Here is a 20,992-nt window from a genome sequence, read left to right as displayed (position 1 = left end):
AGCGCGGAACAGGGACTTGCGACGGCGGTTGAATCGGCAGCCAAGGCAGGGCGATGGGGCGCGGAACGGGAGCGTTTCAGCATGGGTGCCAGGGCTCACGACAACCCGGACACCTGCATCTGTTTTCACTCACGAATTCCGCCTCCCATCCCGCGCCTTCACTCAATTGATCGATACGCGTTCGATGTCGCCGAACAGATCCGCACCGGAGACAACGATCTTTTCGCCCGGCTGCAGGCCGGAGACGATTTCAACTTCACCCAGGCTGCTGACGCCGGTCTGGATCGGGCGGCGCACCGCGGTGCCGCCGCTCACCACATAGGCGTAGCGGCCGCCGGATTGTTCGATGAACGGGCCGCGCTCGACCTTGAGCACGTTGTTGCGGGTATCGAGCAGGATGCGTGCGCTCATGCGCTGGCTCTGGCGCAGGCCGGGCGGCTGCTTGTCGGAGAAGCGCAGCCGGGCGACCACTTCGCCGCTCACCACTTCCGGCGACACCGCAGCGATTTCGCCCGGGAACGGCTGGCCCGAGCCACTGGTCAGCTGGGCCGGCATGCCGATCGCCAGGTCACGGGCGAAGCTTTCCGGCACCTTGATTTCAATTTCGAAGCGCGACAGGTCGACCACACCGAGGATCGGCGCATTGGTGGCAACCTGGGTGTGCTGGGTGGCCTGCACCTGGCCGACCTGGCCATCGAACGGTGCGCGCAGGGTCAGTGCATCGACCTGTCGCTTGACCTCGGCAACCACCGCTTCCTGGCGGTCGGCCAGCAGGCGCTTGTTGCGGGCATCCAGGGCCGCGCCCTGGCTCTGCAGGCTGGCGTCCTGGTGGGCGTGCTGCAGCTCGATGTCGGCCTTTTTCAGTTCGTCCTGGGCCTTGGCCAGATCCACCTGTGGTACCGCGCCGCCGTCGTAGCCGCGCTGGTAGCGGTCCAGGTCGCGCTGGGCGGCGATTCGCAGCAGGCCGGCCTGGTCGGACAGCTTGGCGCCGGTGGCGCGGGCCAGCGTGGCGTCCAGCGCGGCACGGCTGGCTTCGGCTTCCAGGCCTGCCAAAGTGGCCTGCTCCTGGGCCAGCTTGCTGCGCAGTTCCGGGCTGTCGATCACCGCCAGTTCCTGGCCCTGCTTGACCACGTCACCGGCAACGACCTTGAGGGTCACCGTGCCGGAGGAGATGGCATACAGCACTGGGCTGTTGGCGGCGATGACGCGGCCATCGGCGGCGATGTCGCGGACCAGGTCACCGCGCTTGACCTCGGCGATGCGCAGGCGGGCACCGTCGAACGAGCGGCTGGCGCCCAGCCAGTTGCTGATGACGTAACCGATGCCGGCCACCACCACCACGGTGATCAGCGCAGGCCACATGTAGCGGCGCCATACGGGTTGTGGGCGCTGGGTACTTACCTGGTCCTGGGCGGAGGTGTCGCGGATCATCGTTGGCTTCGCTGCTGGGTTTGTTATTCATTAAGCAGATCGCGTGCCAACTCCAAGGTATTGAATTTATTTGGAAAATATTCAGTGTTGTGAGTGTCCGGGTGTCCGCGGACGCTCGCGCGGACAGTGTCCGGGCACGTTTGTCCCGGTGTGTCCGCTGGTTGTCCTATCCGGCTGACTTAGAATGTCCGTTCGTAATCACCAATGGATAGGCTATGTGCGGCATTGTGGGAGCGATCGCTGGTCGCGATGTGGTTCCGGTACTGATTGAAGGACTCAAGCGGCTGGAATACCGCGGCTACGATTCCTCCGGCATTGCCGTGCTCGACGCCGAGCACATCCGCCGCGTGCGGCGCACCGGCCGCGTTGCCGAAATGGAAGGGGCGGCCATCGCCGAGCAGTTCCATTCGGTGCTGGGCATCGGCCATACCCGCTGGGCGACGCATGGCGGTGTCACCGAGTCCAATGCCCATCCGCATATCAGCCAGGGCGTGGCGCTGGTGCACAACGGCATCATCGAGAACCACGAGGAGCAGCGCGAGAAGCTGCTGGCGCTGGGTTATGTGTTCGAATCGCAGACCGATACCGAGGTGATAGCGCACCTGATCCATCATCACCTCAAGGCCGATCAGGACGACCTGCTCAGCGCCCTGCAGCGCACGGTCAAGGAATTGACCGGCGCCTACGCATTGGCGGTGATCAGCGAAAACGAGCCCGAGCGCATGGTGGTGGCACGCATGGGTTGCCCGCTGCTGGTGGGGCTGGGCGAGGGCGAGAACTTCGTCGCCTCCGACGTGTCGGCGGTCCTGCAGGCCACCCGCCGGGTGATGTTCCTGGAAGAAGGGGACACCGCCGAGCTGACCCGCCACGGCGTGCGCGTATTCGATGCCAACAACGCCCCGGCGCAGCGCGAGCAGCGCATGTCGGATGTGTCGTTGGCCTCGCTGGAGCTGGGCCCGTATCGCCACTTCATGCAGAAGGAAATCCACGAACAGCCGCGCGCGCTGGCCGACACCGTCGAAGCCGCGATTGATGCTGGTGGTTTCCCGGCAACGCTGTTCGGCAAGAACGCCGAAGCGGTGTTCAAGGACATCGAGGGCGTGCAGATCCTGGCCTGCGGCACCAGCTACTACGCTGGCCTGACTGCACGCTATTGGATCGAAGCCATCGCCGGCCTGCCGTGCAGCGTGGAAATCGCCAGCGAGTACCGCTACCGCGCCGCCTACGCCAATCCCAAGCATCTGATCGTCACCATCTCCCAGTCCGGTGAAACCTTGGACACGATGGAAGCGCTCAAATACGCCAAGTCGCTCGGTCACCTGCATACGCTGTCGATCTGCAACGTGCCGGAAAGCGCGATCCCGCGCGCCAGCGAACTGGTCTGCTACACCCGTGCCGGCGCCGAGATCGGCGTGGCATCGACCAAGGCCTTCACCACCCAGCTGGCCGCGCTGTTCCAGCTGACCGTGGTGCTGGGCAAGCTGCATGGCAAGGTCGATGCGGAGCAGGAAAGTGGCTATCTGGAACAGCTGCGGCATCTGCCGGGCAGCGTGCAGCATGCGTTGAACCTGGAGCCGCAGATCATCGCCTGGGCCGAACGTTTCGCCGGCAAGTCCAATGCGCTGTTCCTGGGCCGTGGCCTGCATTATCCGATTGCCCTGGAAGGCGCGCTCAAGCTCAAGGAAATCTCCTATATCCACGCCGAGGCCTATCCGGCCGGTGAGCTCAAGCACGGCCCGCTGGCGCTGGTGGATGCGGAGATGCCGGTGGTGGTCATCGCCCCCAACGACAGCCTGCTGGAGAAGGTGAAATCCAACATGCAGGAAGTGCGTGCGCGTGGTGGCGAACTGTTCGTGTTCACCGACCAGGACAGCAATTTCACTGCCTCAGAAGGCGTGCATGTGATCCGTACCCCACGCCATGCCGGCGTGCTAAGCCCCATCGTGCACACCATCCCGGTGCAGATGCTGGCGTATCACACTGCCCTGGCACGCGGCACCGATGTGGACAAGCCGCGCAACCTGGCCAAGAGCGTCACCGTGGAGTGATTGCTTGTCACGGGAGCGTAACCGACGCTGCGGATAATCAACCCCAGCAGCCCGGTCCTCTCTCCCCGACGTTGCTCGAAGCCCGGCCTTGAGCCGGGCTTTTCTTTGCCTTCGCGCCTCGCTCCAGTACGACTCGTCCTGTACGCAAGCAGGGCGCGGCGTTACCCGTGGGAGCGGGCGCGCGCAGGGGCGGGATCTTTACCGGTGTCCGGCACGCAGGGGGAACAGACCACGCGGCATACGTTTGTGGGAGCGGCGTAAGCCGCGAAGCACGTACATCTCAAGCGTTGCAGACGACGTTTGTGCCAATAAGGTCAGCTTCGCGGCTTACGCCGCTCCCACAATGAAGCGCTAAAAAAAACGCCGGACATGCCGGCGTTTTTCTTGATCGGGGCAGCGCTGACTTACGGCCGCACGGTATTGGAAATGATCTCCACCCAGTAGCCATCCGGGTCCTTGATGAAGGCCAGGTTTTTCATCCGGCCATCGGTCAGGCGCTTCTGGAACGGCACGTTCAATGCCTCGAAGCGTGCGCAGGCGGTCTCGATGTCCGGCACCGATACGCAGATGTGGCCGAAGCCGCGCGGGTCGCTGTTGCCGTCGTGGTAGACCGGGCCGTCCTGGTTCTCGGTGCCGTGGTTGTGGGTGAGTTCCAGCACGCCGGGAATGCCGGCCATCCACAGGCGGCGCTCGGCATCATCCTGCGGCACCTGCACGCCGGCCGGCACGTAGGCCAGGAAGTACAGGCTGAATTGCGCCTCGGCGAAATCACGCTGGTCGATCAGCTGGAAGCCCAGCACCCGCGTATAGAAATCCAGCGAGGCGCGGATGTCCTTGACCCGCAGCATGGTGTGGTTGAACACGAAGCCGTTGGTTTCGGCCGGCACCTGTGCGGCGACGCCGGGCTGTTGCGCAAGGGTTTGAAGACTCATTGAGGTGATCCTGTTGCGATGAATGGGGGAGGTGCGATTTGCCGCTGGCGCAGTGCATTGCCGATGCAAAAAGTTGCATGTGAAATCGCTACCGCAGCTTGCATGCGTCGATACAAAAAAACATCACCGGCATACCTGCGATGGCTAGGCGGCTGTGCGCGCGCTGGCTATGCTGCGTCGCAGGATAGTCGTTGTTCCCCCGGTTTTGATGAAGCGCACATGCATTGCCTGCTGTGGGGCGACAGTGTCGCTGGCGCAAGGCTTGCGGCGCGTGTGGGCCGCAATGCCGGCAAGCACGGGGGCATTGCGTTGGCTGCGGCGGTTGACAAGGTTTGGCTGGTCGCGTTATTCATTGTATGTATATACAAATACGGAATTGTTCGGATCTTCATGTCCTACCGCGTATGGCTGCCGCTGCTGATGATGCTGGTGCTCGCCGTTGAAGGCGTGCTCGGCGCATGGGCGAGCACGCGCATGGTGCTGCATGCGGGGGAGGCTCCGGCATCCGCTGGCATTGCCCGTGCAGCCACCGCCAGTTGTGATCCGGTGCAGGCGGATTCATCAGCACGTACCTCGTTGCCGCTGGCCGCCAAGGCCGCTGGCGGCCACCAAGACCATGCCGGCAAGTCGGCTGCCAGCCATGCCGACGACTGCAGCTGCGCCGACAGCGTGGGCTGCGAATGCCTGTGCGTGTTCACCATCTATCCCCCCGCGACGGCGCTGTTGTTTGCCGGTGCGCACCCGCCGGTCTCGGCCGATACGCCGCTGCAGGCGCTTGAACTGCCATTTGGCAGGCTGTCCCGGGTCTTCCGACCTCCTATCGTCTGAGCGGTTGTTCTCGCGTCACCACGACGTTGCAGTGAACCGTGCTCGCGCCCGCGACCGCGGCTATCGCCCCGAGACAAAATCCCAGCGAGAGAGAACATGTATTTGAAGCCCCAAGCCTTGGCTGCGGCCATTGGCGCACTGTTGTGTGCCACCGCCGTCCACACCGCCAATGCGCAGGACGCGCAGTCCCCGAATGAAGCCGCCCGCACGCTGGACGCCGTGCAGGTCACCGGCAGCCATATCAAGCGCGCGCAGTTGTCCGGTGTTGGCCCGGTCAGCGTGATCGATGCACAGGCCATTGAACGCTCCGGTGCCACTTCGGTTGACACCTTGTTGCAGCGCCTGCCGGCCTCGGCCGGTTTCGCCGGCAGCCAGAGCAATGCCTACTGGGCCGAGAACGGCTACGGCACCACCCAGGTCAACCTGCGCGGACTCGGTATCAACCGCACCTTGGTGCTGCTCAATGGCCGCCGCATCGTCAACGGCGGCACCGGCGCCAACAGCTCGGTCGATCTGAACATGATTCCGGTATCGCTGATCGAGCGCGTGGAAGTGCTCAAGGATGGCGCTTCGGCCATCTACGGCGCCGATGCGGTGGCCGGTGTGGTCAACATCATCACCAAACAAGGTTTTGACGGTGCCGAGGCTGCGGTGCGCTACGGCCAGACCACGCGTGGCGATGGCGACGAAACCGCCGTCGACCTGGCCTGGGGCGTTACCAGTGAGCGTGGCTCGCTGATGGCCGGCATCAACTATGCCGAAGGCGGCACGGTCAACATGGGCTCGCGCGCACCCTGCGGCCTGGCCGAAGTGGACGGCAAGCTGGTGTGCTCGGGCAGCTCCACCACGGTGGGTGGCCGCGCGCTGCTGGCCGATGGCCGCCGGGTCAATTTCAACCAGGTGCTGGGCGGCAACGGCGATTTCTACGAGCCGTACTCGGCCGCCAAGCACAACTACAACGGCAATCCCACGCTCAACGCGGTCAATCCCATCAAGCGGATCAGCATGAGCGTGTTCGGTGACAGCCAGCTCAGCGAGAACACCAGCGTGTTCACCGAGCTGATGTATACCAACCGCCAATCCGATCAGCTCGCCGCACCGGGTGGATTGGGCGTGTACCGGCCGATCAACATCGCTGCCGATCACCCGACCAATCCGACCGGGCAGGATCTGCTGCTGCAGCGCCGGCGCCTGGAAGAAGCCGGCCCGCGCCATTTCTCGCAGGAGGTGAATACCTTCCGTGGCCTGGTGGGTGTGAAGGGGCATTTCGGTACCGGCTGGGATTGGTCGGCGGCCTTGAACTGGGGCCGCAACACCGGCGTTGATGGCTCGGACAATGTGGCCAATCTTGATCGTGTCGAGCAGACCCTGGACCGGCGCATCTGCAGCCCGGTGCCGGGCGCAGCGATTCCCTGCGGCGACTACCTGGGCTATGGCGACCTGAGCCGCGAGGTGCTTGATTACATCCTCTACACCTCGCGCGATACCGGCGGCAACGAGCAGAAGAGTTTCACCGCCAACCTGAGCGGGCAGATTTTCGAACTGCCAGCCGGTTGGGTAGGCTTCGCCGCTGGCGTGGAAGTGCGCAAGGAACGCGGTTGGCGCAATCCCGATCCGTTGACCGTGCTCGGCATCGGCAATACCAACCAGCAGGACCCGATTGCCGGTGAATACACCGCCAAGGAAGTCTTTGCCGAGCTGGCAATCCCGCTGCTGCAGGACAATGTCATCGCCGATTCGCTGTACCTGAATCTCGCCGGCCGCGCTTCGGACTACGATCTGTTCGGCCGCGACTACAACTACAAGGTCGGCCTGGACTGGCAGGTCAATTCGGCGCTGAAAGTGCGCAGCACCTATGCCACCGCGTTCCGCATCCCGAACATCCCCGAGCTGTTTGGCGGCGTGGCCGAAGGCAACCTGACCACCACCGATCCGTGCAGCAACTGGTCGGCGTTGCCGGCGGGCTCCACGGTGCGTGACAACTGCCAGGCTTACGGCGTGCCGGCCGGCTATGTGCAGCCGGGCAATACCATCCTCACCACCTCCGGCGGCAATGCCGATCTGAAGCCGGAAGACGCCACCTCGTTCACCGCAGGCGTGGTGTGGACACCGGAGTTCCTGACCGGCCTGACCTTGACGCTGGACTACTACAACATCCGCATCAAGCACGCGATCCAGCGCATCGACGGCTCCACCAAGCTGGCCATCTGCTACAACACGCCGGGGCTGGCACATCCGTTCTGCGACGCCAGCAACTTCACCCGCAACCCGCGCACCGGCGAAGTGGATTTCCTGTCCTCGCAGCCGGTCAATGCTGCCAACGAACACGTCACCGGTTACGACGTCGGCGCCTTGTACGAATTCAAGGCGGCAGGCTTTGATGCCAGCGTCAGTGCGGATGTGTCCTACCTGCAGCGCTACGACGTGCGCCCGTATGACGGCGCGGACCTGATCGAGTACGCGGGCAAGATCACCGGTGGCCGTGGCAGCTATGCCAAGTGGCGCGGCTTGGTATCGATGAATGCATCGCGCGACAAGTGGTCGGGTACCTGGAGCACGCAGTACATCGGGCGTGCCGATGACATCAATGCCGCGCGCGGTGATATCGGTGATCACGCACCGTCGGTGTTCTACCACAACCTGCAGCTGAAGTACGCGGTGAGCAAGGCGCTGGACGTATCGCTGGGCCTGGACAATGTCTTCGACAAGAAGCCGCCGTTCATCCAGAGCTATACCGATGCCAACACCGATACGATGACCTACGACCTGCTGGGTCGCCGCTGGTACGCACGCATCGGCTACCGCTGGTGACTGGATGCGCCCCGTCGCAGCTGCGGCGGGGCGCGTCATTGAACGAGGACGATGTTGATGAAACCCGCATTCTGGGCACGCCGTGCCCACAAATGGATCGGCCTGGTGATCGGTGTGCAGGCGCTGCTGTGGATGCTCAGCGGCGTCTACATGACCGTGGTGCCGCTGGACGTGATCCATGGCGACCACCTTGCCCACGTGCATGGCACACCGCTGCCGGCGCAGGCCGCGCGGGTCGGCGCCGATGTGCTGGCCACGCGCTACCCGCAGATGGACTCGTTCCGGCTCAAGCATGTGCTGGAGCGCGAGGTCTATGAAATCCGCCAGGGCAAGCAGAAATATCTGGTGGATGCCGCCAGCGGCGAGCGGCTGCCAGCGATGGACCGCGAGCAGGCCATCGCACTGGCGCAGTCCCTCTATCAAGGTGACGGCGAAGTGGAACGGGTGGAATGGATCACCCGCGCACCGTCGGAAGTGAAGACCCGCCCGGTGCCGATGTGGGCCGTGCATTTCAGCGGTCGCGGCGATACCACGCTGTATCTGTCGCCGGACAGCGGCGAGTTGCTGGCGCGCCGGCACGACCTGTGGCGTGTGTTTGACTTCGTATGGATGCTGCACATCATGGATTACGAGAACCGCAGCGACGTCAACAACACCTTGTTGCGGGTGGCTTCGGTGATCGGACTGGGCTTCGCCCTCAGCGGCATCTGGCTGCTGTTCTACAGCTTCGGCAAGCGGAGGAACGCATGACGCCCTGGATGCGTACCCTGCACAAGTGGGTGGGCCTGATTGTCGGCCTGCAGTTTCTGGTGTGGCTGGGCAGTGGCTTGATGATGAGCCTGCTCGACCCGGAAAAGATCGAAGGCAGCGCCCAGCGCGCTGAGGCGGTGGTCAACCCGGCCTGGCCGTCTACGGCGGTATCCCCGAGCGTGGCGCTGGCTGCGGCAAAGGGCGAGGCAGCAACGCTGGACAGCGGCTGGCTGCTGCAACAGCCGGTGTACCGCCTGCAATCGCCGGAAGGCACCGAGGTGATCGATGCACGCGACGGCAAGCGCATTGCCATCGATGCGGCGGTAGCGGCAAAAGTGGCACAGGCCGCATATGCCGGTGAGGGTGTCGCAGCAGCGCCGCAATACCTGCAGAAGACCCTGGAAACGCGCGCGAATCCCGACCCGGTATGGCGCGTGGACTTCAGCGATGCACAGGACACCAGCATCTATGTGTCCGCGCACAGCGGGCAGGTGATGGAACACCGCAATGCCACCTGGCGGCTGTTCGATATCTTCTGGATGCTGCACATCATGGATTACAGCAGCCGCGTCAACTTCAACAATCCGCTGGTGGTGGGCATGGGCATTGGCGGCCTGTGGCTGGCGTTGACCGGTGTGTGGTTGTTGATCGCAAGTTTTCACCTGCAGGAGTTCATCCCGCGTCGTTGGCGCTCGCGCCGGCAGTTGATGGTGTATGCGCCGGGCGGGGCGCACCTGCGCACGGTCGAAGTTGCCAGCGGCGACAGCGTTTATGTGGCACTTGCCCGTGAAGGCATCCAGCTGCCTTCCAACTGCGGTGGCGGCCAGAGTTGTGGCCTGTGCGAGGTGCGCGTGCGCACCGGTGCGGGCAAGGCAACGGCGGCCGACCGCGCGCATGTGCCTGAAGCCAAGCGCAAGGTGGGATGCCGCTTGGCCTGCAATCTGCAGGTGGATGAGGACATCGAAATCGAAGTGGCCGGCGGTGCCAGCCTGTGGACCGAGCAGTGGGCAATAGTGGAGAAGGTGGTCGCAGTGACGCCGTTCCTGCGCGAGATCCATCTGCGCCCAGAGCAGGCGGCCGATGCGAACTTCCAGCCGGGCTGCTATCTGCAGCTGCATGTGCCGGAGTACGATCTGCGGCGTGATGCGGTGTGGTATCCGGCCGAGCACGAGGAGGACTGGAAGGCCTTGTCACTGCCCGCGACCTTGCAGAACAAGGCGGCGGTGCGCCGTTCCTATTCGCTGGCCACGCCGGTGTCGAATGCAGACGGCGGCCTGGTATTGCTGGTGCGTTTCAGCCCCGGCTGGCAGGAGAACCGCAAACATCCGCCAGGCAAGGGTTCAAGCTATGCCTACACGCTGCGCGAAGGTGATCGCGTGCGTTACAGCGGTCCGTTCGGCGATTTCGCACTCAGTGGCAGCGAGCGCGAGAAGATCTTCATCGGGGCTGGTGCAGGCATGGCACCACTGCGTGCGCTGATCCAGCAGCGGTTGGATGAAGGTGGCGGAGAACGTATCCACTATTGGTACGGTGCCCGTGGCGAACGCGACTGTCCTTATGTCGAGCAGATGCAGGAGCTGGCGCATGAGCATGCCAACTTCAGTTGGCATCCGGTGTGGTCAGGGCAGGGCAGTGATGCACGTCGCGTGCATGAGGCGATGCATGAGGATCTGTTGAAGCAGCATCCGGATCTGGCGGGATGCGAGTTCTACCTGTGTGGCCCGCCGGCGATGTTGGCGGCGACCCGGCAGCTGCTGCGCAAGTTGGGTGTTGCCGATGAGCGGGTTGCGTTTGATGATTTCAAGATTTGAGGGACGCTTGCTGTAACGGAGCCGCGGCAGTTGCTCAGGCAGCTGCCGTGGTTGTTGGCTTTGGCTGTTTCTCTTGCTTTCGCTATGGCTCTAGCTATGGTTCTTGCTTTGGCTGTTGCTTTAGCTCTTGCTTCGGCTTTGGCTTTGGCTGTTGCTTCGGCTCTCGCTTGGATCTTTGCTTCAAGCATTCCCTTCTCCCGCTTGCGGGAGAAGGTGCCCGAAGGGCGGATGAGGGGGGCTTTTGACTTGGCCTAGCTAGAAGCTTCCCCTCACCCCAACCCCTCTCCCGTGAACGGGAGAGGGGCTCTATTTCGATCATTGCTGCGGCTTACGCGGGTCACTCGTGCTTCGAGAACTCGCTCAACGAACCATCATTGCCCAGCAACGCAACCGTGAAGGCCTGGCGGTAGCCGTCCGGCGATTCCATGCCCGGTGTGCCGACCGGCATGCCCGGCAATACCAGCCCGCGCGCCTGCGGGCGTTCGGCCAGCAGCTTCTTGATGTCTTCCACCGGTACATGGCCTTCCACCACATAGCCGTCGATCTCCGAGGTATGGCAGGCCATCATGCCGTCGCCAATCCCCAGCTTCTGCTTGACCGCGGCCAGGTCGGCGGTGTCGTTGAGCTGCACTGGGAAGCCTGCCGCCTGGATATGCTCGGCCCAGCCGCCACAGCAGCCGCAGTTCGGGTCCTTGTGTACAACCACCAGCGGCAGGGCCTTGGTGGCCGGAGCAGCTTCAACAGCTTTTGCAGCTACAGCAGCAGGTGCCGCGGCAGTAGCCGTGGCCGCAGTTGACGGGCTGGCATTGCAGGCGCTGATCAACAACGTGCCGGCAGCCAGCACCAGCAGCGAGAACATCGGCTTTGAACGGATTTTCATGGGTTTGATTCCTAGACTGATCGCCGCACCGGAGCAGTTCCGGTGCGGCAAGGGGTTCACAGCATCGACAGGCCGCGTTCGAATTCCTTGGCGTCGAGCTTGCCGTCACGGTTGCCATCGCTCATGCCGAAGTGCGGCAGCAGCGGGTGGCCGGTAGGCAGTTCCTCGCGGCTGATGAAGCCGTCCTTGTTGGCATCGAAACGCTTGAAGCTTGCAGCCGCATCGGCCTGGGGCGCGGTGGCGGCGGGCTTGGCGGCCGGCGCGTGATGGTCATGGCCGGCATGTTGGGCATGCGCGATGGAAATCGGGGCAAGCGTGATCGCGCCGATCAGTACGGCTTGAAACTTGATTTTCATCGAAGCTGTTCCTTGAATTGGGAAGCAGGACTGGCGCCGGCATGCGGCGCCAGTCCCGGACATCAGAACCAGAAGCGCACGCCGGCAACCCAGCGCGATTCGCCCACGTCTTCGCCGGCGGCACGGTGCATGTCGGCGGTATCGCCGAACGCGCGCTCGTGCACGAAGCCCACATACGGTGCGAATTTGCGGGTGATCTCGTAGCGCAGGCGCAGGCCTGCCTCCACGCTGCTCAAGCCCTTGCCCACGCCGCGGCGCGGGTCGTCATCGGCAACGATGCTGGCTTCCACCACCGGCTGCAGTATCAGGCGGTTGGTCAGCAGCACGTCGTACTCGACCTCGAAGGCCAGCTCGGCCTTGCGTGGGCCGCCGATGTAGGCCATCGCCGACACCTCGAACTTGTACGGCGACATGCCCTGCAGACCAAATCCGGCGCGGGTCAGGTCTGGCGATTCACGGTTGTTGTCCTGCCGTACACCGGCCACCACATCCCACCAGGGCGAGATCGAATGCCCGTACAGCGCGTCCACCGACCAATCGCCAAGCGCGTTGTCGCTGCGTTCGCCTTCGCTGCGGATCCACAGGCGGTTGATGTCATTGCCGAACCAGGAATCGATGCCCCAGGCCTGGCCGCTGCCATGCGCGTTGTCCCAGCCTTCCAGGTGGTCGAACACCACCAGGCTGTTGAACGAGGGGGCGTGCTCCATTGCATGCGGCTTCAACACCGGGAAGGCATCGTCGAAGTCCTGCTTGGTCGGCGTCGGGATCGGTTCGCGCGGCGTGGTGCTGGCACTGCTGCCCTGCATGTTGTGACCGGCATGCGGATCGGCCGGCATTGCATGCCCCGCGTGCGGGTCTGGGGCTGCGCCGTGGCTGGAATGATCTTCGGCCTTGGGCATGGCATGGCCCGCATGTGGATCAGCAGCCTTGGTCTTTTCGCCATGGCCCTGGTGTGCGGCATGCGGATCGGCCGGTTTGGCCTTGGGCATGTTGTGCCCGGCATGTGGATCAACTGCCGGCTTGGCTGCTTCCACGCTGTGGCCCGCATGCGGATCCTGCGCGAACGCGTTGCCGCTGGCGACCAGGGCGATGAACAGCAGTGAGTGAGAGAAGGTCTTCATGCGTCGATCCTCACTTCGCGCATCATGCCCGCTTCCATGTGGTACAGCAGGTGGCAGTGGAAGGCCCAGCGGCCCAGTGCATCGGCGCGTACGCGGAAGCTGCGGCGCGTGCCCGGTGGCATGTCCACGGTGTGCTTGCGCAGCTGGAACTGCCCATTGGCGTTTTCCACGTCACTCCACACGCCGTGCAGATGGATCGGGTGCTGCATCATGGTGTCGTTGACCAGCACGATGCGCATGCGCTCGCCGTAGTTCAGGCGAATCGGTTCGGCGCCGGCAAACGGAATGCCGTCGAAATTCCAGGCGAACTTTTCCATATGGCCGGTGAGATGCAGTTCGACCTCGCGGCTGGGCTCGCGTCCATCCGGGTCTTCGAACAGCGAATGCATCGCACCGTAGGTGAGCACCTTGCGGCCGTTGTCACGCAGGCCGATGCCGGGGTCGTCCAGCTTGGGCTCGGTGGCTGCGGTCTGCATGTCGATCAGTGGATTGCCCGCTTCGCTGGGCTTGTGCTTTGGCGACTTGTCGCCAGCCGCCGCGCCGTGGCCTGCATGTGCATCGTGGCCCATCGCGGCGCCACAGCCACCTTCCATGCCCTTGGCGCCCATGTTGGCACCGCAACCGCCTTCGGCACCGGCCGCATGGCCGCCGTGGCCGCCCATGTCATGGCCCATATCGCTCATGGTCAGCAGCGGGCGCGGATCGATCTGCGGAATCGGCGCCTGCAGGCCCTGGCGCGTGGCCAGGGTGCCGCAGGCATAGCCGGTGCGGCCCATGTCCTGGGCGAACAGGGTGAAGGCATCCTGGCCGGTCGGCTCGACGATCACGTCGAAGGTTTCGGCCGGGGCGATGCGGAACTCGTCGATGCTGACCGGATGGATGTACTGGCCGTCGGCGGCCACCACGGTCATCTTCAGGCCGGGAATGCGGACATCGAAGTAGGTCATCGCCGAGCCATTGATGAAGCGCAGCAGCACCTTCTCACCGTTGCGGAACAGACCGGTCCAGTTGCCGGCCGGCGCGGTGCCGTTCATCAGATAGGTATAGGTGTGGGCATTGATGTCGGACAGGTCGGACGGCGTCATCCGCATCCGGCCCCACATGCCACGGTCGCTGAGCGTCTCGCGCAGGCCGTCCTTGCGGGCATCACGCATGAAGTCACCTACCGTGCGCTGGTAGGTGTTGTCGTGCATCGGCATCTTCTTCATGCGCCGGAACAGCGCATTCGGATCCATGTCGGTCCAGTCCGAGAGCAGCACCACGTGTTCGCGGTCGAAGTGATACGGCGGTGGTGCCAGCGGATCGATGATCAGCGCGCCGTAAAGGCCGGCCTGTTCCTGGAACAGCGAATGGCTGTGGTACCAGTACGTGCCGGACTGCTTGAGCTGGAACCGGTATTGATAGGCCTCACCCGGCGCGATGCCGTTGTAGCTCAGGCCCGGCACGCCGTCCATGTTGGCCGGCAGCAGGATGCCGTGCCAGTGGATGGAGGTCATTTCGTCGGTGAGCGTATTGGCCACGCGCAGGTTGACGGTGTCGCCCTCGCGCAGGCGCAGGATCGGTGCCGGCAAGGAGCCGTTGACGGTGATGGCGGGGCGGGTACGGCCGGTCAGGTTCACCGCCGAACGGCCGATGGCAAGGCTCAACTCGGTGCCGCGCAGCTCCACCGGCGGCACTGCCATGGCGCTGCCGGCGGCGAACGCCTGGGGAATGCGGGCCAGGCCGGCACCGGCGACGACGCCGCCAATGGCCAGGCCCTGCACGAAACGACGTCGCGACAGCGCCGAGCGCGAATCGGAAAGAAAATCAGATGACATGGGTAACTCCCGGTCATGCAGCCGCATCATGATGCGGTGCTGCATGTCCTGAACAGATCAAGGATGCGCCAAGGCAAAGTCCGTGGCACAGGTATCTGCAGGGCGCATAGGCGCCGGGGTCAGGCGATGGGAGGGCGGTTGAGCTGGCCGGGGGCCACGTCGTCGCGGGACGGTAGTTCCGGGAACGGTGCCAAGGCATGGTGCATGGGTGCAAGCCGCGTCATCGCAACGCTGGGCAGCATGTTGCAATGCTGTTTGCAGTCGCAGTGGTCGCCGCTGCCGCAGGGCGAAGGCGCCTTGTCGGCGTCGCCGGCCTCGCATTGCAGGTTGGGTTCTTCCTGGTGGCAGCAGTCGTGTGCACTGTCGCCGGCTTCCATCGTCATCGCCATCGCCTGCATCGGCATGGCCATCGCCGTCGCAGACCACACCGAACCGACCGCACCAGCGATCAGGGTCAGGCACAGCAACAGGGGCAACAGGATGCGCGGCACGGGCTTTGCGGTTGGAAGCGAGGCTGAACCATAACATTCCTGAGCAGGGGCTGGGCTGAATGATCCGGGAAAGCGGGTATGCAGGCGGGCGTGGGTGGAGCGGGTTCTGTTTCTGTTTTCAAAGCCAAAGCACCCCTCCTCAATCCTCCCCTGCGCCTGCGGCGCAAGGGAGGAGGCAGAAGCGCCGGCGTCGGCCAACTTATCGGGGAGGCCGCAATCGCCCCCTCCCTTGCGCCGCAGGCGCAGGGGAGGGCTGGGGAGGGGTAAGGCGCTGGCTCTGGCTCTGGCAGTAGCTATTGCCAATCCCCCGGCAAGCCAAGCAAGTAGAATCCCCTCCAGCTTTCACCCTCAATTGAAGTGGCGATCCATGTCCCAGCGTGCTTGGGTGGCGGCGGCCATCCACAAGATTGAAGCCGACTACAACCGTTCGGCTGATACCCATCTGATTCCCGTCGATCTGCCCGGTTTCCCCGGCATCGACGTGTATCTGAAGGATGAATCCAGCCATCCGACCGGCAGCCTCAAGCACCGTCTGGCGCGTTCCCTGTTTCTGTATGCGCTGGCCAATGGTTGGCTGCGCGAGGGCCGCCCGGTGATCGAGGCCTCCAGCGGTTCCACCGCTGTGTCCGAGGCCTATTTCGCGCGGCTGCTGGGCCTGCCGTTCATCGCGGTGATTCCCGCTACGACCTCGCCGGAAAAAATCGCCGCCATCGAGTTCCATGGCGGCCGCTGCCATCTTGTGCAGCGCGCCTGTGACCTGAACTGCGAATCCGAGCGGTTGGCGCGCGAAACCGGCGGCCACTTCATGGACCAGTTCACCTACGCCGAGCGCGCCACCGACTGGCGTGCCAACAACAACATCGCCGAGTCCATCTTCAAGCAGATGGCCGAAGAGCCGCATCCAGTGCCGGAATGGATCGTCTGCAGCCCCGGTACCGGCGGCACCGCCGCAACCTTGGGCCGCTACGTCAGCTATCGCCGGCACGATACCCGCATCCTCTGCGCCGATCCGGAAGTGTCGGTCTTCTATGACGGCTACTGCGCCGCGTTGGAAGGCCGCGATTGGCGAACGATGACCTGCGAAGGCGGCTCGCGCGTGGAAGGCATCGGTCGCCCGCGCGTCGAGCGCAGCTTCATCCCCACCTGCGTGGATGCGATGGTCAAGGTGAGTGATGCGCTGAGCCTGGCGGCGATGCGTCATGTCAGCGCCACCTTGGGGCGTCGCGTTGGCGGCTCCACCGGCACCAATTTCATGGGCGTGCTGTACGCCGCCCAGCAGATGCGCCAGACCGGGCGTGATGGCTCCATCGTCAGCATCCTGTGCGACGCCGGCGAGCGCTACGCGCACAGCTATTACAACCCGGACTGGTACACCCGGCAGGGCATCGAGGTAGCCAGCGCCGATGCGGTGGTGGCCACCGCCGTGGCCGGGCAGGGCATGCCGGACCTGCCTTGTGCCTGGCTGGAAGCGTCGCCATATCAAGGTTGATACCGGCGTAGCCGGACCTGTTTGAAGGAATGCCGTGAATACCCCCAATCCCCTGCTCGATTTCTCCGGCCTGCCGCGTTTCGACGCGATCCGCGCCGAACACGTCACCCCGGCCATCGATGTGCTGCTGGCCGAGGCCGAAGCCGCGGTGAAGGCCGCCGAAACCGTGGCGCCGGTGAGCTGGGAGGCATTCGTGGTGCCGCTGGATGACGCTACCGAGCGGCTGTACCGGGCCTGGGGCCAGGTGTCGCACCTGCAGGCTGTGGTCAACACCCCCGAACTGCGCGAGGCCTACAACGCCAACCTTGCCCGGATAAGCCGGTTCGGCAGTTCCGTTGCGCAGAACCCGGCGCTGTACGCGCAATACAAGGCCTTGGCCGCCGCAACGGAAGCCGCCAGCTACGACGACGCACAGCGCAAGGCGCTGGAAAACGCATTGCGCGATTTCCGCCTGGGTGGTGCCGAACTCGATGATGCCGGCAAGGCGCGGTTTGCCGAACTGCAGGAAGAACTGTCCGGGCTGCAGGCCCGGTTCTCGCAGAACGTACTCGATGCCGGGGATGCCTTTGCCCTGTACGTGGAGGGAGCCGATGAGCTGCGGGGCCTGCCGGATGATGTGATTGCCACTGCCCGCGCCGCCGCGCAGAAGGATGGCCGCGAGGGTTACAAATTGACCCTGCAGATGCCGTGCTACCTGCCGGTGCAGACCTACGCCGACAACCGCGCGCTGCGCGAGCAGCTGTATCGCGCCCATGCCGTGCGCGCTTCGGAGTTCGGCGAGCCTGCGCTGGACAACACCGGCAATATCGATCGCATCCTCGCGGTGCGCGCCGAATTGGCCGCATTGCTGGGCTTCGACAACTACGCCGAGTATTCCATCGCCACCAAGATGGCCAGCGATGCGCCGCAGGTGGTGGGCTTCCTGCGTGATCTGGCCGCACGCGCCAAGCCCTATGCGCAGCGCGACCGCGCCGAGCTGGAAGCCTTCGCCCATGACGAACTGGGCATGGACGCGCTGCAGGCCTGGGACCTGGCCTATGTGGCCGAGAAGCTCAAGCAGGCGCGTTACAGCTATTCCGAGCAGGAAGTGAAGCAGTACTTCACTGAGCCCAAGGTGCTGGCTGGCCTGTTCGGCGTGATCGAGCGCCTGTACGGCCTCAAGGTCGAGCAGGACAGCGCGCCGGTCTGGCACGAAGACGTGCGCTTCTATCGCCTCGTGGGCGCCGATGGTGCGCTGGTGGGCCAGTTCTACATGGACCTGTACGCGCGCGAAGGCAAGCGCGGCGGTGCGTGGATGGACGATTGCCGCAACCGCCGTGTCACCGCTGCCGGTGTGCAGACGCCGCTGGTCTACCTGGTCTGCAATTTCGGCCGTGGCGCTGATGGCAAGCCGGCCACCTTCAGCCATGACGAAGTCACCACCGTCTTCCATGAAATGGGGCACGGGCTGCACCAGTTGTTGACCCGCATTGGCGAACTCGCGGTTGCCGGCATCAACGGCGTGGAATGGGATGCAGTGGAGCTGCCAAGCCAGTTCATGGAGAACTTCTGCTGGGAGTGGGAACAGGTGCAGGCGATGACCGCACATGTGGACACCGGCGCGCCGTTGCCGCGTGAACTGTTCGACAAGATGCTGGCGGCCAAGAACTTCCAGAGCGGCATGTTCACCGTGCGCCAGCTGGAGTTCGGCCTGTTCGACATGCTGCTGCACAGCCAGTACCAGCCTGAACAGGATAGCGTGCTGCAACTGCTGGAGCGCGTGCGTGACGAGGTGGCGGTGAACATCCCGCCGGCCTGGAACCGCTTTGCCAACCAGTTCAGCCACATCTTTGCCGGCGGCTATGCAGCCGGTTACTACAGCTACAAGTGGGCCGAAGTGCTCAGTGCCGACGCCTACGCCGCCTTCGAGGAAGCGCCGGACGCGGTGGCCGAGACCGGCGCCCGTTTCCGTGAAGAGGTGTTGTCGCGCGGCGGCAGTCGCAGCGCGGCTGAGAACTTCCGCGCCTTCCGTGGGCGTGAACCGCAGATTGACGCCTTGTTGCGGCACAACGGCATGGCTGCCTGAACACCGGCCACGGCCGGGGCTGGTCAGCCGGGGCGATGAGGATCAAGCTTGCGCTACGCATTCTCCGACCTTGACGACATGCCCCGGCTAATCACCCGCGTCGCAGCCTGCGCGGCCATCATCGGCGCGGTGTTGTGGTTCCAACCGCACATCAATGAGCCCGCCGCCCAGGTCAGCAACGGCTTGAACCTGCGCAGCGCCCCCGACCAGCGTGCCGAGCGCTTGGCGGTGCTGCCTGTGGGGACCACCGTGGAAGTGCAGCGCTGCCTGGCCGACCTGCAGTGGTGCAACGTGCGCGCCGACGGCAAGAGCGGTTGGGTATCGGCTGACTATCTGATCGCCCGCAGCGACGGCAAGAAGGTCAGGCTGGCCGAGGCCGGCAAGCAGATGGGCGTGGTGATAGAGACCGCCAAGCCGGGCGGATAGCCCGCAGTTGTAGCCTGGCAGATAGCCCGCAGCTGTAGTGCCGAGGCATGCTCGGCAGAGGCTCTCCCAGCACCGCATCGGTTATGGAATCTGTAGGAGCGGCATCAGCCGCGAAGCCGGCGTTCCAGCAGGCAGCGAACAGCCAGCCCTCCCCTACGCCTTCGGCGCAAGGGGGGCCTAGTGCCGGGCGATGCTCGACAGTCGCGTTACCTGTGCGCTGAGACTGCAGCGAATCTTGAGATTGCAACGAGCCTTGAGATTGCAGAAAACCGTGGGATTGCGGCAAACCTTGTCCCTTCTCCCGCTTGCGGGGGAAGGTGCCCGCAGGGCGGATGGGGGGAGGCTCTGGTTTTAGGCTGTGTAGGCGTCGTTTTTCGCCAGCTTCGCGGCTTATGCCGCTCCCACATATCAAAAGACTGAGGGGGCGCTGGGAAAGCCCCCTGCCGAGCATGGCTCGGCACTACGCTCCCTCCCTTGCGCCGCAGGCGTAGGGGAGGGCTGGGGAGGGGTTGGCTGTTCGCCGGCTGCTGGAACATCGGCTTCGCGGCTTACGCCGCTCCTGCAGATTGCATAGCCGACGTGTCGCTGGTAAAGCCCCTGCCGAGCATGGCTCGGCACTACCTGAGTAGCCTTTTACTTCTTGTTCGGCACTTCAAAGCCGAGCTTGTCCACCTGCTGTGGGTGCTGCGGCACGCGCTTGAGCTTGTCGGTGTTGACGTCGTACTTGTCGCGCAGTCGGGTGGCCAGCTGGCGGTAGGTGGCGTTGTCCATGTCCGGCTCGCGGGCGAAGATCCACGCCATCTCGCGGCCCGGGTAGCCAATCAGCGCCCAGGAATAATCCGGGGCTACTTCCAGGATGCGGGTGTGGGTCGGCACAATCCGATAGAACCAGGTACGCCAGCGGCGGTTGCCACTGTCTTCGTCGACCTTGGCGCGGATTTCGATTTCCTCTTCCGGCTCGGCAAAGCCTTCGCGGAACTGGTAGCGGATGGAAACCTTGTCGTCGTCGCGCAAAGTATAGGTGTTGACGCTGGCCACGTGGCCGCGCTCGACGAAATTCGGCACCCGGCCGATCACGTACCAGCGGCCCATGAAGCGCTGCAGGTCGATCGGTCCTTCGGCAATTCCCTCCACCGTCGTTGCCGACGGGGCGGCCTCCTGCGCGTGGGCCGGGAGCAGCGGCAGGGCAACACTCAACAACACGGCGGACAGGAAGACGGGAATTGGTCGCATTACGGGCAGGGCACCAGTGAAGGTCAGGGCAGCATGTTCGACGGGCAGCGATGGGCGCGTCAATGGCAGGTCGCAGTCTGTGAGATGGCGGCCACCGAGGATGCACTCCAACACAGCCATGTTGCCGGAGAACGTCATGACCAAGCCGCTCGCATCGTCATCCCGTCTTAACTTGCACGAAGCGCCCGATCCGCAGGTGCTGCGCTGCGTCAGGCAGGCCGCACTGGCCGGGCTGGCGCTGGTGCTGGTGTGGCCGGCGGCACGCGGCCACAGCCAATGGATAGGCTGGCTGCCGCTGTGGCTGGTGGGCATGCCGCTGAGCGCGTGGTGGGCGCTGTACCGCTTTCGCCTACCGGCAGCTTGGCGGAACCGCCACGCCAAACCGCGCCGGCGCGGCCCGCAGGCCACCCGTGGCCGCCGCCCGGCGCGGCGTCGCCTGCCACAGGCGGCCTGACCTTCGACACGTGGGGGCGGGGCAGGGCCTGTGCTAGCGTTCGCGGCTT

The 20,992-nt window shown here is 64.4% G+C and carries 17 protein-coding genes; 9 read left to right on the top strand and 8 right to left on the bottom strand.

From position 1 onward, the window contains the following. Nucleotides 1-162 precede the first annotated feature (162 nt). Nucleotides 163-1,431: an efflux RND transporter periplasmic adaptor subunit gene (locus BCV67_RS06660; RefSeq protein ID WP_062166996.1), complete on the bottom strand. Its 1,269-nt coding sequence runs from the start codon at nucleotides 1,429-1,431 to the stop codon at nucleotides 163-165. 215 nt (nucleotides 1,432-1,646) lie between these two features. On the opposite strand from BCV67_RS06660, the gene glmS reads away from it, so the two are divergent. Beyond that, nucleotides 1,647-3,479, top strand: coding sequence for a glutamine--fructose-6-phosphate transaminase (isomerizing) (glmS, locus tag BCV67_RS06655; RefSeq protein ID WP_065868062.1), 1,833 nt, complete (start codon nucleotides 1,647-1,649; stop codon nucleotides 3,477-3,479). A 404-nt stretch (nucleotides 3,480-3,883) separates the two neighbouring features. Here glmS and gloA read toward each other — a convergent pair whose 3' ends face one another. Beyond that, complete coding sequence (gene gloA / locus BCV67_RS06650; RefSeq protein ID WP_062166995.1) at nucleotides 3,884-4,411, bottom strand: lactoylglutathione lyase; 528 nt, start codon at nucleotides 4,409-4,411, stop codon at nucleotides 3,884-3,886. Nucleotides 4,412-4,474: 63 nt separating this feature from the next. On the opposite strand from gloA, the gene BCV67_RS06645 reads away from it, so the two are divergent. The 4 genes from BCV67_RS06645 (at nucleotide 4,475) to BCV67_RS06630 (ending at nucleotide 10,611) form a co-directional block, all read left to right on the top strand. Beyond that, nucleotides 4,475-5,239 (top strand): CopL family metal-binding regulatory protein, encoded by a 765-nt coding sequence (locus tag BCV67_RS06645; protein WP_172837726.1) that lies wholly within the window; start codon nucleotides 4,475-4,477, stop codon nucleotides 5,237-5,239. Between the two features lie 96 nt (nucleotides 5,240-5,335). Continuing rightward, complete coding sequence (locus BCV67_RS06640) at nucleotides 5,336-8,050, top strand: TonB-dependent receptor (RefSeq protein ID WP_062166993.1); 2,715 nt, start codon at nucleotides 5,336-5,338, stop codon at nucleotides 8,048-8,050. A gap of 57 nt (nucleotides 8,051-8,107) precedes the next feature. After that, a complete protein-coding gene (locus tag BCV67_RS06635) occupies nucleotides 8,108-8,800 on the top strand; it encodes a PepSY domain-containing protein (RefSeq protein ID WP_062171481.1) in 693 nt (230 codons plus the stop codon). After that, entirely contained in the window at nucleotides 8,797-10,611 is a 1,815-nt protein-coding gene (locus BCV67_RS06630; RefSeq protein WP_062166992.1) for a 2Fe-2S iron-sulfur cluster-binding protein, read from the top strand. Before BCV67_RS06635 ends, BCV67_RS06630 begins: the two co-directional genes overlap by 4 nt. Nucleotides 10,612-10,948: 337 nt before the next feature. On the opposite strand, the gene BCV67_RS06625 is transcribed toward BCV67_RS06630, so the two are convergent. The 5 genes from BCV67_RS06625 to BCV67_RS20320 form a co-directional block, all read right to left on the bottom strand. Then, the gene (locus BCV67_RS06625) at nucleotides 10,949-11,491 is read right to left on the bottom strand and encodes a DUF411 domain-containing protein (RefSeq protein ID WP_231732461.1); all 543 of its coding nucleotides are present in this window, start codon (nucleotides 11,489-11,491) and stop codon (nucleotides 10,949-10,951) included. A 56-nt stretch (nucleotides 11,492-11,547) separates the two neighbouring features. Next, complete coding sequence (locus tag BCV67_RS06620; protein WP_062166991.1) at nucleotides 11,548-11,847, bottom strand: hypothetical protein; 300 nt, start codon at nucleotides 11,845-11,847, stop codon at nucleotides 11,548-11,550. Between the two features lie 62 nt (nucleotides 11,848-11,909). Continuing rightward, nucleotides 11,910-12,968, bottom strand: a complete 1,059-nt coding sequence (locus tag BCV67_RS06615; RefSeq protein WP_062166990.1) for a copper resistance protein B — start codon at nucleotides 12,966-12,968, stop codon at nucleotides 11,910-11,912. After that, complete coding sequence (locus BCV67_RS06610; protein ID WP_062171477.1) at nucleotides 12,965-14,785, bottom strand: copper resistance system multicopper oxidase; 1,821 nt, start codon at nucleotides 14,783-14,785, stop codon at nucleotides 12,965-12,967. The genes BCV67_RS06615 and BCV67_RS06610 overlap by 4 nt, the downstream gene beginning before the upstream one ends. Before the next feature lie 119 nt (nucleotides 14,786-14,904). After that, complete coding sequence (locus BCV67_RS20320) at nucleotides 14,905-15,276, bottom strand: CopL family metal-binding regulatory protein (RefSeq protein WP_062166989.1); 372 nt, start codon at nucleotides 15,274-15,276, stop codon at nucleotides 14,905-14,907. Between the two features lie 367 nt (nucleotides 15,277-15,643). Between BCV67_RS20320 and BCV67_RS06600 the strand changes: the two genes are divergently transcribed. The 3 genes from BCV67_RS06600 (at nucleotide 15,644) to BCV67_RS06590 (ending at nucleotide 19,256) form a co-directional block, all read left to right on the top strand. Continuing rightward, nucleotides 15,644-16,765 carry a PLP-dependent cysteine synthase family protein gene (locus BCV67_RS06600; RefSeq protein WP_062166988.1) on the top strand — a complete coding sequence of 374 codons (1,122 nt, stop codon included), beginning with the start codon at nucleotides 15,644-15,646 and terminating at the stop codon, nucleotides 16,763-16,765. Between the two features lie 34 nt (nucleotides 16,766-16,799). Further along, entirely contained in the window at nucleotides 16,800-18,830 is a 2,031-nt protein-coding gene (locus BCV67_RS06595; protein WP_062166987.1) for a M3 family metallopeptidase, read from the top strand. A 78-nt stretch (nucleotides 18,831-18,908) separates the two neighbouring features. Continuing rightward, nucleotides 18,909-19,256, top strand: coding sequence for an SH3 domain-containing protein (locus BCV67_RS06590; protein ID WP_062166986.1), 348 nt, complete (start codon nucleotides 18,909-18,911; stop codon nucleotides 19,254-19,256). Nucleotides 19,257-19,889: 633 nt separating this feature from the next. Here BCV67_RS06590 and BCV67_RS06585 read toward each other — a convergent pair. Then, nucleotides 19,890-20,489, bottom strand: a complete 600-nt coding sequence (locus BCV67_RS06585) for a lipocalin family protein (RefSeq protein WP_062171475.1) — start codon at nucleotides 20,487-20,489, stop codon at nucleotides 19,890-19,892. 136 nt (nucleotides 20,490-20,625) lie between these two features. On the opposite strand from BCV67_RS06585, the gene BCV67_RS06580 reads away from it, so the two are divergent. Continuing rightward, complete coding sequence (locus tag BCV67_RS06580) at nucleotides 20,626-20,943, top strand: hypothetical protein (protein WP_062166985.1); 318 nt, start codon at nucleotides 20,626-20,628, stop codon at nucleotides 20,941-20,943. Nucleotides 20,944-20,992: the final 49 nt, after the last annotated feature.

This window comes from Stenotrophomonas nitritireducens, from assembly GCF_001700965.1.
GTDB classification, from domain to species: domain Bacteria; phylum Pseudomonadota; class Gammaproteobacteria; order Xanthomonadales; family Xanthomonadaceae; genus Stenotrophomonas; species Stenotrophomonas nitritireducens_A.
This window is presented reverse-complemented; position numbering and strand designations above follow the sequence as displayed.